General features: G+C 62.4%; 14 protein-coding genes and 1 tRNA gene. 1 reads left to right on the top strand and 14 read right to left on the bottom strand.

Features of this window, described 5'->3' with window-relative positions; all coding sequences use genetic code 11:
* Positions 1-301, top strand: a 301-nt coding sequence (locus H165_RS0117315; RefSeq protein ID WP_017938468.1) for a transposase, incomplete at its 5' end; no start/stop codon positions are given.
* 50 nt (positions 302-351) lie between these two features.
* On the opposite strand, the gene H165_RS0117310 is transcribed toward H165_RS0117315, so the two are convergent.
* From H165_RS0117310 to H165_RS0117245, 14 genes are all read right to left on the bottom strand, one after another.
* Positions 352-428, bottom strand: a tRNA-Pro gene (locus H165_RS0117310).
* An 89-nt stretch (positions 429-517) separates the two neighbouring features.
* Positions 518-874, bottom strand: coding sequence for a MerR family transcriptional regulator (locus H165_RS0117305; protein WP_017940200.1), 357 nt, complete (start codon positions 872-874; stop codon positions 518-520).
* Entirely contained in the window at positions 855-1,157 is a 303-nt protein-coding gene (gene ihfA / locus H165_RS0117300) for an integration host factor subunit alpha (RefSeq protein WP_017940199.1), read from the bottom strand. The genes H165_RS0117305 and ihfA overlap by 20 nt, the downstream gene beginning before the upstream one ends.
* Positions 1,158-1,160: 3 nt before the next feature.
* Positions 1,161-3,539, bottom strand: coding sequence for a phenylalanine--tRNA ligase subunit beta (pheT, locus tag H165_RS0117295; protein ID WP_017940198.1), 2,379 nt, complete (start codon positions 3,537-3,539; stop codon positions 1,161-1,163).
* Positions 3,540-3,577: 38 nt separating this feature from the next.
* A complete protein-coding gene (gene pheS, locus H165_RS0117290; protein WP_017940197.1) occupies positions 3,578-4,594 on the bottom strand; it encodes a phenylalanine--tRNA ligase subunit alpha in 1,017 nt (338 codons plus the stop codon).
* Positions 4,595-4,690: 96 nt separating this feature from the next.
* Positions 4,691-5,047 (bottom strand): 50S ribosomal protein L20, encoded by a 357-nt coding sequence (gene rplT, locus H165_RS0117285; RefSeq protein WP_017940196.1) that lies wholly within the window; start codon positions 5,045-5,047, stop codon positions 4,691-4,693.
* Positions 5,048-5,070: 23 nt separating this feature from the next.
* Positions 5,071-5,265 carry a 50S ribosomal protein L35 gene (gene rpmI, locus H165_RS0117280; RefSeq protein WP_026146708.1) on the bottom strand — a complete coding sequence of 65 codons (195 nt, stop codon included), beginning with the start codon at positions 5,263-5,265 and terminating at the stop codon, positions 5,071-5,073.
* 60 nt (positions 5,266-5,325) lie between these two features.
* Positions 5,326-5,877 (bottom strand): translation initiation factor IF-3, encoded by a 552-nt coding sequence (gene infC / locus H165_RS0117275; protein ID WP_197020038.1) that lies wholly within the window; start codon positions 5,875-5,877, stop codon positions 5,326-5,328.
* Complete coding sequence (gene thrS / locus H165_RS0117270; protein ID WP_017940193.1) at positions 5,877-7,799, bottom strand: threonine--tRNA ligase; 1,923 nt, start codon at positions 7,797-7,799, stop codon at positions 5,877-5,879. The genes infC and thrS overlap by 1 nt, the downstream gene beginning before the upstream one ends.
* A gap of 319 nt (positions 7,800-8,118) precedes the next feature.
* Complete coding sequence (gene yddG, locus H165_RS0117265) at positions 8,119-9,069, bottom strand: aromatic amino acid DMT transporter YddG (protein WP_017940192.1); 951 nt, start codon at positions 9,067-9,069, stop codon at positions 8,119-8,121.
* A gap of 115 nt (positions 9,070-9,184) precedes the next feature.
* Positions 9,185-9,982, bottom strand: a complete 798-nt coding sequence (locus H165_RS0117260) for a phytanoyl-CoA dioxygenase family protein (protein ID WP_026146706.1) — start codon at positions 9,980-9,982, stop codon at positions 9,185-9,187.
* Between the two features lie 37 nt (positions 9,983-10,019).
* Positions 10,020-10,838 carry an ABC transporter permease gene (locus H165_RS0117255; protein ID WP_017940190.1) on the bottom strand — a complete coding sequence of 273 codons (819 nt, stop codon included), beginning with the start codon at positions 10,836-10,838 and terminating at the stop codon, positions 10,020-10,022.
* Positions 10,839-10,853: 15 nt separating this feature from the next.
* Positions 10,854-11,858: an ABC transporter permease gene (locus H165_RS18810; RefSeq protein WP_017940189.1), complete on the bottom strand. Its 1,005-nt coding sequence runs from the start codon at positions 11,856-11,858 to the stop codon at positions 10,854-10,856.
* Between the two features lie 39 nt (positions 11,859-11,897).
* A protein-coding gene (locus H165_RS0117245) for an IS3 family transposase (protein ID WP_155943632.1) occupies positions 11,898-13,051 on the bottom strand; the annotation gives its coding sequence in 2 pieces (ribosomal slippage) (positions 11,898-12,805 and positions 12,805-13,051; 1,155 coding nt in all).
* Positions 13,052-13,113: the final 62 nt, after the last annotated feature.

Below are 13,113 nucleotides of genomic sequence, written 5' to 3'. Positions count from 1 at the left end.
GCTGAAGACCGCCATCAAGGAAATCTGGTTTGCGCCATCGGTCAGAGACGGCGCCCGAAGATGGAAAGACTGGTACCGCCTGGCGATCGAAAGCGGCATCGCGCCGGCGATCGCCTTTGCAAAGCGACTGCGAAAGTACCTGCGTGGCATCCTCGCCTCAGCCATCTTTCCCTTGAACACCAGCATTCTCGAGGGCGTCAACAACCGCATTAAGGTCATCAAGCGTATGGCCTACGGGTTCCGGGATTCAGCCTATTTCTTCCTGAAGATCAAGGCCGCCTTCCCCGGAAAGACGCGATGAACCTAAAAAAATCCAACCACCGCTAAGTGGTTGGATTTTCTAGGGTTTTTTGGTCGGGACGGAGTGATTCGAACACTCGACCCCTTGCACCCCATGCAAGTGCGCTACCAGGCTGCGCTACGCCCCGACAAGTAGATTCGTTTTCGGGCTGTGCCCTGAAAACGGATCGCACTATACATTAAGTTTCTGAAATATGGAAGTTTTTTGTGAGGCCGGTTATTTGCGCAGAACGTGAAGCACGTCTTCAAGCTCGACAATCATCTGGCGGATCAGCTGCTTGTACTGCGTGGTGTCGTCCCTAGCCTCGTCACTGGCCAGACGCTGACGGGCACCACCGATGGTGAAGCCTTGGTCGTACAACAGGGATCGAATCTGCCGGATCATCAGTACGTCCTGGCGCTGATAGTAACGCCGGTTGCCGCGGCGCTTGATCGGGTTGAGCTGACTGAACTCCTGCTCCCAATAGCGCAGAACGTGAGGCTTGACCGCACACAGGTCGCTGACTTCACCGATGGTGAAATAGCGCTTGCCAGGGATCGGCGGTAGTTCGTCGTTATGACTTGGTTCCAGCATAAGCTTCGACTCTCGCCTTCAGTTTCTGCCCTGGTCGAAAGGTCACCACACGGCGGGCCGTGATGGGAATCTCCTCTCCTGTCTTGGGGTTGCGTCCGGGGCGCTGACGCTTGTCGCGCAAGTCGAAATTGCCGAAACCAGACAACTTGACCTGTTCGTTGAGCTCAAGAGCCTGGCGAATCTCTTCGAAGAACAGTTCGACCAGCTCCTTGGCCTCACGCTTGTTAAGGCCCAGCTCTTCGTACAGACGTTCCGCCAATTCCGCTTTCGTCAGAGCCCCCATACGCTATTTCCTTAACGTGGCATTGAACCTTTCTTCCAACGAGGCAAGGATGTTCTGGGTTGTACTGCTCACCTCATCGTCATTAAGAGTGCGCGATGGATGTTGCCAGGTCAAGCCGACGGCCAGGCTTTTTCTAAGCGGATCAATGCCTTTACCCTGATACACGTCAAACAGCCTGAGCTCCGTCAGCCACTCGCCGGCGCTCTCGCGGATGACCTGCAGGACCGCCTCGGCCGCCACGTCACGGTCCACCAGGATGGCCAGGTCGCGACGTACCTCGGGAAAGCGCGACAGCTCGGAGAAGCTGGGCAGCCGCCCGTTGACCACTTCGGCGAGGACCATCTCGAACAGATACACCGGCTGCTCCAGGTCCAGCGCCTTGGCCAGCTCCGGATGAATGGTGCCCAGATAGCCGACCAAGCGCCCTTCCCGCTCGATGCGAGCGGTCTGCCCCGGGTGCAGGGCCGGATGCTCGTCGGGCACGAAGCGGAACTCGCTGGCCGCGCCAGCGCAACCGAGGATCGCCTCGACGTCTGCCTTCAGGTCGTAGAAGTCCACGCTCTCGCGACCGTTGGCCCAACCCTCTGGCAGGCGGCTGCCAGTGATCACTCCGGCCAGCATGGCCTCCTGCTTCAGCTCAGGCAGTTGGCCGACGAAGCGCAGCCCCGTCTCGAACAGGCGCACGCGGTTCTGCTGACGGTTCAGGTTGTGCTGCAGGGCCTTGACCAACCCCGGCCAGAGGGACGCACGCATGGCCGCCATATCCGCGGAGATCGGGTTGGCCAGCTGCAGCGGCTCGACGCCCGGGGTGAACAGGGCGAACAGCTTGGGATCGATAAAGCTGTAAGTAACGGCTTCCTGATAGCCACGGGCCACCAGTAGGCGACGCAGGGCTGGCAGCTCGACACGGGCCTCGGCCTTGGCCTTGGGCGCCAGACGGGCCTGCGGGTAGCGCACCGGCAGACGGTTGTAGCCGTACAGGCGGCCCAGCTCCTCAATCAGGTCCACTTCCAGAGCGATGTCGAAGCGGTGGCTGGGTACGCTCACCGACCAGGTGCCGGCCCCTTGGGCAGTGACGCCCAAGCCCAGGGCAGTCAGCAGGCGTTCCACCTCGGCAGCGTCCATTTCCAGGCCGAGCATCTGGCCAATGCGTTCGGCGCGCAGGGTGATGGGTGCTACCTTGGGCAGATCGGCTTCGCTGGCCACTTCGACGATGGGGCCCGGCTCGCCGCCGACGATCTCCAGCAGCAGCGCGGTGGCGCGCTCCATGGCGGCACGCGCCAGCTGGGAGTCCACGCCGCGCTCGAAGCGGTGCGAGGAGTCGGTGTGCAGACCATAGGAACGGGCCTTGCCGGCCACCGCAACGGTATCGAAGAAGGCGCTTTCCAGGAACAGGTCGCGGGTGTTGTCACTCACCCCGCTGTGCTCGCCGCCCATCACCCCGGCGATGGCCAGCGGGCGTTGGTGGTCGGCAATGACCAGAGTATCGGCGCGCAGGCTGACTTCCTGGCCGTCGAGGAGGACCAGCTTCTCGCCCTCCTTGGCCATGCGCACGCGGATGCCGCCGTGGATCTCGGCCAGGTCGAAGGCGTGCATCGGCTGACCCAGCTCGAGCATCACGTAGTTGGTGACGTCCACCGGCGCATTGATGCTGCGAATGTCGGAACGGCGCAGACGCTCCACCATCCACAGCGGGCTGGGACGGGACAGATCGACGCCACGGATCACCCGGCCCAGGTAGCGCGGGCAGGCTTTGGGTGCCAGCACCTCGATGGAGCGCACCTCGTCATGCACCGGCGCTACCGCGGCGGTGGACACCGGATTGACCGGCACGCCATAGATGGCGCCCACTTCGCGGGCCAGGCCGGCCAAGGACAGGCAGTCGCCGCGATTCGGGGTCAGGCCCAGTTCGATACTCACGTCGTCCAAGCCCAGGTAGGCGCGGAAGTCCTGACCGACCGGCGCATCTGCGGCTAGTTCCATCAGGCCGTTGTGGTCGTCGCTGATCTGCAGCTCGGCGGCCGAGCAGAGCATGCCGTTGGACTCGACGCCACGCAGTTTGGCCTTCTTGATCTTGAAGGCACCCGGCAGTTCGGCGCCGAGCATGGCGAAGGGCACCTTCAGGCCGGGACGCACGTTGGGTGCACCGCATACCACCTGGAAGGTCTCGCTGCCGTTGGACACCTGGCAGACACGCAGCTTGTCGGCATTGGGATGCTGTTCGGTGCTCAGCACCTCGCCCACCACCACGCCGCTGAAAACGCCGGCCACGGGAGTCACGGCATCCACTTCGAGGCCGACCATGGATAGACGAGCCACCAGCTCGTCACGGGAAACCTGCGGATTCACCCAGCTCCGCAGCCACTGTTCACTGAATTTCATCCTGCTCTCCTAATCGATTCGGTTACGGGCGTGCGGTCCTAGCGGAATTGCGTGAGGAACCGCAGGTCGTTATCGAAGAACAGGCGCAAGTCGTTGACGCCATAGCGGAGCATCGCCAGGCGCTCGACGCCCATGCCGAAGGCGAAGCCGGAGTACTTCTCCGGATTGATGCCGGACATGCGCAATACGTTCGGATGCACCATGCCGCAGCCCATCACCTCCAGCCAGCCGCTCTGCTTGCAGACGCGGCAGCCCTTTCCGCTGCACATCACGCACTGCATGTCGACCTCGGCGGACGGTTCGGTGAAGGGGAAGAAGGACGGCCGGAAGCGCACGCCCAAGGGCTTCTCGAAGAACACTCGGAGGAACTCCTCAATGGTGCCCTTGAGGTCGGCGAAGCTGATGCCCTCATCGACCAACAGGCCTTCGACCTGATGGAACATCGGCGAGTGGGTGATGTCGGAGTCGCAACGGTACACCCGCCCCGGACAGACGATGCGGATCGGCGGCTGCTGGGATTCCATGGTGCGCACCTGAACCGGCGAGGTGTGGGTACGCAGCAGCATGTTGGCGTTGAAATAGAAGGTGTCGTGCATCGCCCGAGCCGGATGATGGCCGGGGATGTTGAGCGCCTCGAAGTTGTGGTAGTCGTCCTCGACTTCCGGGCCTTCGGCGACGCTGTAACCGATATGGGTGAAGAACTGCTCGACCCGCTCAAGGGTACGGGTCACCGGATGCAGACCACCGGAAACCTGGCCCCGCCCCGGCAGGGTGACATCGATGCGCTCCGCCGCCAGCTTGGCGCTCAGCGCCGCCTGCTCCAGGGCTGCCTTGCGGGTGTTGAGCGCGTCCTGCACGCGTTCCTTGGCCACATTGATCAACGCGCCGACTTTCGGTCGCTCTTCGGCCGGCAGGTCGCCCAGGGTCTTCATCACCTGGGTCAGTTCGCCCTTCTTGCCAAGATACTGGACCCGGATCTGCTCCAGGGCATTGATGTCTTCGGTTCGTTGCACAGCCTCGAGCGCTTGCGAGACCAGTGCATCCAGGTTTTCCATGTACGGACTCCAGATACGAAATAGGGGAAGAGCACGGTGGCCCTTCCCCTATCGGTGACGTTCAGCACCGGGCTACCCCGGTGATTGTCGGGGGACTCAAGCCAGGACGGCTTTCGCTTTCTCGACAATCGCAGCAAACGCCGCTTTTTCGTTCACTGCCAGATCGGCCAGAACCTTGCGATCGATCTCGATGGAAGCCTTTTTCAGGCCAGCGATCAGACGGCTGTAGGACAGACCGTTCTGACGGGCGCCGGCGTTGATACGGGCGATCCACAGAGCGCGGAACTGACGCTTGCGCTGACGACGGTCACGGTAGGCGTATTGGCCAGCCTTGATCACCGCCTGCTTGGCAACGCGGAACACGCGCGAGCGCGCACCGTAGTAGCCTTTGGCGAGCTTCAGAATCTTCTTGTGACGAGCACGGGCGATAACGCCACGCTTAACACGAGCCATGGGTAAATCCTCTTAACCAGAAATCAACGCAGACGCAGCGAACGCTCGACACGAGCGACGTCAGACGGGTGCAGCAGGGAGGTGCCGCGCAGCTGACGCTTACGCTTGGTGGTCATCTTGGTGAGGATGTGGCTCTTGAAGGCGTGCTTGTGCTTGAGGCCACCAGCAGTCTTCTTGAAGCGCTTCGCAGCGCCACTCTTGGTTTTCATCTTTGGCATGTTCAGTACTCCGCATTCATTAACAACTGATAACCATCAGGCCTGCCAGTGCCTGGGAGGTTATTTACGCTTCTTGGGAGCGATGACCATCATCAGCTGGCGTCCCTCCAGCTTGGGATGCTGTTCGACGGTACCGTATTCGGCGAGGTCGGCTTCGACCCGCTTCAGCAGTTCCATACCCAGCTCCTGGTGGGCCATCTCACGGCCGCGGAATCGCAGGGATACCTTGGCCTTGTCCCCTTCGGTCAGGAAACGTACCAGGTTGCGTAGTTTTACCTGGTAATCCCCTTCTTCCGTCCCTGGACGAAACTTGATTTCCTTGATCTGCACCTGTTTCTGATTCTTCTTCGCCGCAGCAGCCTGCTTCTTCTTCTCGAACAGGTGCTTGCCATAGTCCATGATCCGGCAGACCGGAGGATTGGCGTCGGCGGAGATTTCGACCAAGTCCAGCTTGGCCTCCTCAGCAGCATTCAATGCTTCATCGATCGAGACGATGCCTATCTGCTGGCCGTCTGCACCAATGAGGCGAACCTCGCGAGCCGTGATGTTCTCGTTAATCGGGGGCTTGGGTGCAGCTCTCTTATCTTGTCTCATTTCACGCTTAATAATGATTACTCCGAATCTTGGCGACCACGCCGGGAAACCGCCTGCCTGAGCTGTTCAACGAACTGATCCAAGGGCATGGAGCCCAGGTCGACCCCTTCGCGGGTGCGCACGGCAACGGATCGAGTCTCAACCTCCCGATCTCCAATAACCAAGAGATAGGGAACCTTGAGCAAAGTATGCTCGCGGATTTTAAAACCGATCTTCTCGTTTCTCAAGTCGGACTTGGCTCGGAAGCCGCAGCCGTTAAGGGTTTTCTCGACCTCCAGGGCGAAGGCCGCCTGCTTGTCGGTGATGTTCATCACCACCGCCTGGGTCGGCGCCAGCCAGGCCGGGAAGGAGCCGGCGTAGTGCTCGATGAGCATACCGATGAAGCGCTCGAAGGAGCCCAGGATGGCACGGTGCAGCATCACCGGGCGCTGGCGACTGTTGTCCTCGGCCACGAAACTGGCATCCAGGCGTTCAGGCAGGTTCGGGTCGTACTGCAGGGTACCGCACTGCCAGTTGCGGCCCAGGCAGTCCTTCAGAGTGAACTCGATCTTCGGCCCATAGAAGGCCCCCTCGCCCGGCTGGTATTCCCAGGCCAGCCCCGACTCGTTGAGGGCATCGGCCAGGGCGCCCTCGGCGCGGTCCCATAGCTCGTCGGAGCCGACGCGCTTGGCCGGCCGGGTCGACAGCTTCATGGACACGTCAGTGAAGCCGAAGTCCGCGTAGACCTGCAGAGTCAGCTTAATGAAGTCGGCCGCTTCCTTCTTGACCTGATCCTCGGTACAGAAGATGTGCGCGTCGTCCTGGGTGAAGCCGCGCACGCGCATGATGCCATGCAGGGCGCCGGACGGCTCGTTGCGGTGACAGGCGCCGAACTCGGCGAGACGCAGCGGCAGGTCACGGTAGGACTTCAGGCCCTGGTTGAAGATCTGCACATGGCACGGGCAGTTCATCGGCTTGACCGCGTAGTCGCGGTTTTCCGAGGCCGTAGTGAACATGTTCTCGGCGTAGTTCGACCAGTGGCCGGACTTCTCCCAGAGGATGCGGTCGACCACCTGCGGGGTGCGCACTTCCACGTAGCCGTTCTCGCGCTGCACCTGGCGCATGTACTGCTCCAGCACCTGGTAGATGGTCCAGCCGTTGGGGTGCCAGAACACCATGCCCGGGGCTTCTTCCTGCAGGTGGAACAGGTCCAGCTGCTTGCCGATGCGGCGGTGGTCGCGCTTCTCGGCTTCCTCGATGCGCTGGATGTAGGCGGCCAGTTGCTTCTTGTCCGCCCAAGCGGTGCCGTAGATGCGCTGCAGCTGCTCGTTCTTCGAGTCGCCGCGCCAGTAGGCACCGGAAATCTTGGTCAGCTTGAAGGCCTTGAGGAACCGGGTGTTCGGCACGTGCGGACCGCGGCACATGTCGATGTATTCCTCGTGGTAGTACAGGCCCATGGCCTTCTCGTCGGGCATGTCGTCGATCAGGCGCAGCTTGTAGTCCTCGCCGCGCGCCTTGAAGACCTCGATCACCTCGTCCCGCGGGGTCATCTTCTTGATGACGTCGTAGTCCTTGTCGATCAGCTCGCGCATGCGCTGCTCGATCGCCGCCAGGTCGTCGGGGGTGAAGGGCCGCTCGTAGGCGATGTCGTAGTAGAAGCCTTCCTCAATCACCGGACCGATCACCATCTTGGCGGTCGGATACAGTTGCTTGACGGCATGGCCGACCAGGTGTGCGCAGGAGTGACGGATGATTTCCAGCCCCTCTTCATCCTTCGGCGTGATGATCTGCAGGGTGGCGTCGCTGTCGATCAGGTCGCAGGCATCGACCAGCCTGCCGTTGACCTTGCCGGCCAAGGTCGCCTTGGCCAGACCGGCACCGATGGATTGCGCGACTTCGAGCACGCTGACGGGACGATCGAACGAACGCTGACTGCCGTCGGGAAGAGTAATGATGGGCATGGCGCCTCCTCTCCTAGTGGTGACCCCTACCAAAGGCCACATGGGTTGGGATGAGCCAGGAAGTGATTCGACGGTATGTCTGCCAGACGATGGCAGGTCCAGAGGGACAACCTGAGCGAACCAGGATCACTGGGGAACTCGTTAACGACTCGCGGCAGCCAGGCTGCTCACGACACACCAGCGTTTGACGGCAAAGCCCAACGCCCATGCACCCGCGAGATGGCTTCGGCATGAACACAGGCCATTGATTCGATTGGCTTAGACCAGCAAGACCGCTAGAGGGCGGCCATTCTAGCACAATCAATTACTTGTGCCCCAGCTACGAGCGAACGGGCTGCCCTGCCCCATCGCCCGGCCGACCGTCCAGCGCCTGAGCCGGCGCAACGTTGGAACGGGTGCCGTACCAGCACACCAGCGAGCCCAAGGTGACCAGCACGACACCCTGCCAGAACTGCAGAGTCAGGCTGGCGCTCAGCCAGAACGCGGAAAAGCCCGCCGCCAGCACCGGCGTGAAGTACGACAGAGTGGCCAACAGGGTCAGATTGCCGCGCAGGATGGCCAGGTTCCACAGCGCATAGCCTCCGGCCATGGCCAGCACCAGCGCCGCTAGCTCCAGGGTTGGTCGCGGCGCGAAGCCCGGCAGGGATTCCTCGCTCAGCGCGTACTTGAGCCAGAGCACCAGGGCGGTCAGCGCGAAGAACAGCGCCACATGATTCTCGCCCCGGGCGTAGCGGGTGGTGATGTTGCAGTACAGCGCGAAGGTGACCGCGCAGGTGAGCGCCAGGCCGTAGCTGAGCGGGTTGGAGGCCAGGTTGTCGAGGAAGCTGGCCAGCGAAAGTCCCTCGGTACTCACCACTCGGACGGTCCTCAAGAGAGCCAGGAGCGTTCCGGGAAAGACGAACCAGCGCACTCGCTGGCGATTGATGAGGATCGAGAAGAGTACCGTCAGGCAGGGCCACAGGCTGTTGACCAGCCCCACCTGTATGGACTGGGAACGGCTGTGGGCGTAGCCGAGTGCCAGCGACAGGCACACCTCGTAGGTGACGAACAGCAGCCCACCCGCCAGCAGATAGGAACGCGACGCCCGGTGCAGACTCCCCTGCCCCGGCAGTACCAGCAGCAACAGGGCGCCGAAGCTGTAGATCAGCGCGGCGCTACCGATCGGCCCGAAATACTCGCTGCAACTGCGCATCAGTGCGGTTGCCGTGCTCCAGACCAGCAGGGCCGCCACGCCGCACAGGGTACCGGCCCGGGCTTTGCCAACGAACATCCGTACTGCACTCCGAGGAGTCCCGGCGTCCGCGCTGGAGAATGGCCAGGCCCCCCCTCCGGGCGAGTGACCTGGCATTCGGCTAGGACGGCAACGACGAAACTGGACGAAACTGTCAGTGGGTGGCGATGAAGGGGAACTCGTCTTCCGGCAGCGCCTCGCCATCCTGCAGGCAAGCGGCCAGATGCGGGTACGGCGGCGATGTCTCGCCGCGACGGTCCACGTAGCGTGCATTGTCGCCCAGCCAGCGGGTCGACACCACACGGCGCGAATGCTCCTGGGAACGATTGCCCGGCGCGCCATGCACGGTGCGGTGGTCGAAAGCCACGGCATCGCCCGGTTCCAGCTCCCAGCCGAGGATGCGGTACTGGTCGCGGTTGCCGTCGATGTCCGGCATCGGATGCAGATCGTCGACATCCCGCTGGTAGTCCACCCCTGTGAACTTGCGCGGTCGGAACAGTTTGCCCCACTGGTGTGAGCCGGCAACGAACTCCAGGGAGCTGTCCCGCGACACCGGGTCCAGGGGCAGCCAGATGCTCACCGTCTGGTCGGCGGTGGCGCAGTAGTAGGGCTCGTCGTGGTGCCAGGGAGTGACCTTGCTGTTGCCCGGCTCCTTGATCAGCAGGTGCTCATGGAAGATGCGCACCTGCTGGGAGCCCATCAGCGCCTTGGCCAGACCCGCGGCCGGGCCGTTGAGGATGTAGTCGCGGTAGCCGGGGTTGTTCGGCCAGTTGCAGTAGTCGCCGATGAAGCGTCCCGAGTTGTTTTCCGGGTTGTAGTTGCGGAAGAGCGGCCCCGGATGCTCCAGGTTGTAGGCTACCGCTTCACGCAGCGGCTCGATCCAGTCACGGAACAGGCCACGAATCACGACCACTCCATCTCGGGCGAAATCTTCACGTAATTGCGAGTACATCGTCGCACACCTCCAAGGACGAAAGCTCAATCTCGGATTACTCGGGGATTTCCCCGCTGTGTCGCTTGCTCAGCCAACTGGTGCAGGCGTAGAGGGCTAGAACCACCAGGATCAGCAGGGTCGCCACGGCGAGGATCGACGGGTCGATCTGATCGCGGATGCCGTTCCACATCTGCCGCGGCACGGTGCGCTGCTCGGAGCCACCGATGAACAGCACCACCACCACTTCGTCGAACGAGGTGGCGAAGGCGAACACCGCACCGGTGGCCACGCCCGGCGCGATCAGCGGCAGGGTCACGCGGCGGAAGTTCACCCAGGGACGCGCTCCCAGACCGCTGGCCGCACGGGTCAGGCTATGGTCGAAGGACTGCAGGGCCGCGCACACGGTGATCACCACGAAGGGGGTGCCGAGCACCGCGTGGGCGAGGATCACCCCCAGGTAGGAGTCCACCAGCCCCAGCGGCGCGAAGACGTAGTAGAAGCCGGCCGCCACCACCACGATCGGGGTGATCATCGGTGAGATCAGCAACGGCATCACCACCCCGCGCCAGGGGAAACTGGCCCGGCTCAGGCCCAAGGCCGCCAGGGTGCCGAGCACCGTGGCCAGCAGGGTCGAGGCGAAACCGATCCCCAGGCTATTGAGGAAGGCACGCTGCCACTGCCCGTCGGTGAACACCGTCTCGTACCAGCGCAGCGAGACGCCTGTCATCGGGTAGGAGAAATAGGAGGTGCTGTTAAACGACAGCGGCATGATGATCAGGATCGGCGCCACCAGGAACAGCAGGACCAAGGCGGTGTGCCAGCGGACCCAGCGTGCGCTCCAGCGTTCGAGACGGGACCAGTAATGAGTTTTCATGGGCGCAGGCTCCCCTTAACCGAAGCGCAGGCGGTCGATGCCCACCAGGCGGTTGAACACGAAGTAGAAAAAGCCGGTAAAGATCACCAGGTAGGTGGACAGGGCCCCCGCCAACCCCCAGTTGAGCTGCTGGTTGGTCTGCACCGAGATCAGCTGGCTGATCATTTCATCGCCCGCCCCGCCCAGCAGAGCCGGGGTGATGTAGTAGCCGAGCGATAGCACGAAGACCAGGAAGCAACCCGCCCCTACCCCGGCCAGGGTCTGCGGGATGTAGGTGCGCACGAAGGCGGTCAGCGGCTTGGCTCCCAAAGACTGGGCGGCACGCAGGTAGACCGGAGAGATACCCTTCATCACCGAATAGATGGCCAGGATCATGAACGGCAGCATGATGTGGGTCATGCCGATCAGCACCCCGGTGCGGTTGAACATCAGCTGCAGCGGCTGGCTGACCAGCCCTAGGCCACTGAGCAGGCTGTTGACTACCCCGTTGGGCTGCAGCAGCACGTACCAAGCGGTGGTGCGCACCAGCAGCGATGTCCAGAACGGGATGATGACCAGCAGCATCAAGCGCTTGCTCTTCTCTGTCGGCAGGTTGGCGAGCAGCCAGGACACCGGATAGGCCAGCAGCAGACAGATCAGGGTGACGCTGGCGCTGATGCCGATGGTGCGCAGGAAGGCCTGCAGGTAGATGGACTCCTCCCTGGGCATCTCCACCACGGCGCCAGTGCTGTCGACGCGATGGTCCAAGGCGGCAAGCAGGTAGTCGGCGGTGGGCGACTGGGCGGCGCGTTTCAGCACCCGCCAGGTCTCCATGTCGGCCCAGCGCCGGTCGATTTCCGGCAGGGTCACCGACCAGTCGTCCGAGTCCCGACCCTTGACCTTGCGGACGGTCTTCAACAGCAGGCTGCGCATCGAAGGGTCGTAGAAATTCAGACGGCGGGCGGCACTGCCCAGCTCGTCACTGGCACTGGCGGCCACCAGGCTATGGGCCAGGGCCGCGTAGGCCTGCGGCTCGGGCAAGGCGGTTTCGTCCCAGTCCTGCAGGGCGGCAGTCGGGTTCTACCCCATTTCCACGGACGGTTTGATAAGGGCTGAAAACTTCAGATCTTGCCGGGCGACTCTACGACGCATTCGTGGGTTATGAAACCGCTCGATGTAGTCGAAGAGATCCGCTCGTGCTTCATCACGAGTTCGATATGACTGATGGACAACGCGCTCCCGTTTGAGCTGACCAAAGAAGCCTTCACAGGCAGCGTTGTCGCCGCAGTGCCCGACGGCACTCATGCTGCAAACCAGCGTGTTGCGATTCAGAAAGCGCTGGTAGTCGGCGCTGGTGAATTGGCTGCCGCGATCCGAATGCAGGATCACTGACCAGTCACCCTGGCGCTGCCAGATCGCCATCTCCACCGCTCGAATCACCATCTGCCGATCCTGGCGGTGGTGCATCGACCAACCGATCACCAGCTTGCTGTACAAGTCGAGCACCACGCATAGAAAGAGTTTGCCTTCCTGGGTGGCGATTTCCGTGATGTCCGTGACCCATTTGCGCTCTGGTTCCTGCGCGGTGAAGTCGCGCTCCAGCAGGTTTTTCACGCCTGCTGGACGGCTGCTGGCCACTCTCCCAAAGACACGCCGCTTCCGGCGTGGCCAGCCTTGAATTTGCTCAGCCGCCATCAGGCGAGCAACGCGGTTCAGGCTGACGGTTTCGCCCTCGTCGCGCAGATCCTCGTGCATGCGTGGTGCTCCGATCACACCACGGCTGTCTTCGTGAATCTCACGAATGCGCCTCACCAGGCGCGCATTCTCTTGAGCACGTGAGCTTGGCTCGCGATCCTGCCAGGCATAGTAGCCGCTGGCGGAAACCTTCAGGCAACGGCACATCAGGCGTACCGGGTACTCGTTGCGGCAGCGCTGGATCACCGTGTACCGCTCGATGACTCCTTGGCAAAGTACGCTGCCGCGTCTCTTAAAAAATCACGTTCCTTGGTGACCCGGGCCAACTCACGCTTGAGGCGGGCAAGCTCCTCATCCCGCGGGCTTCCCGTTCCAGGGAAGGCTTTCTCAGTGCCTGGTTGCGCCTCCCGCACCCAGCGTGTGAGCAGGTTGGGGGCCACACCAATCTCCAAGGCCACCTGCCGGCAGCTCGCCCCTGAACGACGAACCAGCTCGATAGCTTCCCGCTTGAACTCGGGACTGTATTTCTTGCGCTTCATGAACACTCCTTCAGCTCGGTGTGAGCTTACTCGAAAGTGTCCGTGCTAACGGGGTAGAACCC

It is taken from the genome of Pseudomonas thermotolerans DSM 14292 (assembly GCF_000364625.1).
GTDB lineage: Bacteria > Pseudomonadota > Gammaproteobacteria > Pseudomonadales > Pseudomonadaceae > Aquipseudomonas > Aquipseudomonas thermotolerans.
This window is presented reverse-complemented; position numbering and strand designations above follow the sequence as displayed.

What these genes read in the sequence shown, in the direction of transcription:
- ihfA (WP_017940199.1), bottom strand. Translation starts at nt 1,157, where the DNA reads ATGGGGGCTCTGACGAAAGCGGAATTGGCGGAACGTCTGTACGAAGAG.
- H165_RS0117255 (WP_017940190.1), bottom strand. Translation starts at nt 10,838, where the DNA reads ATGAAAACTCATTACTGGTCCCGTCTCGAACGCTGGAGCGCACGCTGG.
- H165_RS0117305 (WP_017940200.1), bottom strand. Translation starts at nt 874, where the DNA reads ATGCTGGAACCAAGTCATAACGACGAACTACCGCCGATCCCTGGCAAG.
- rplT (WP_017940196.1), bottom strand. Translation starts at nt 5,047, where the DNA reads ATGGCTCGTGTTAAGCGTGGCGTTATCGCCCGTGCTCGTCACAAGAAG.
- pheT (WP_017940198.1), bottom strand. Translation starts at nt 3,539, where the DNA reads ATGAAATTCAGTGAACAGTGGCTGCGGAGCTGGGTGAATCCGCAGGTT.
- H165_RS0117260 (WP_026146706.1), bottom strand. Translation starts at nt 9,982, where the DNA reads ATGTACTCGCAATTACGTGAAGATTTCGCCCGAGATGGAGTGGTCGTG.
- rpmI (WP_026146708.1), bottom strand. Translation starts at nt 5,265, where the DNA reads ATGCCAAAGATGAAAACCAAGAGTGGCGCTGCGAAGCGCTTCAAGAAG.
- yddG (WP_017940192.1), bottom strand. Translation starts at nt 9,069, where the DNA reads ATGTTCGTTGGCAAAGCCCGGGCCGGTACCCTGTGCGGCGTGGCGGCC.
- thrS (WP_017940193.1), bottom strand. Translation starts at nt 7,799, where the DNA reads ATGCCCATCATTACTCTTCCCGACGGCAGTCAGCGTTCGTTCGATCGT.
- pheS (WP_017940197.1), bottom strand. Translation starts at nt 4,594, where the DNA reads ATGGAAAACCTGGATGCACTGGTCTCGCAAGCGCTCGAGGCTGTGCAA.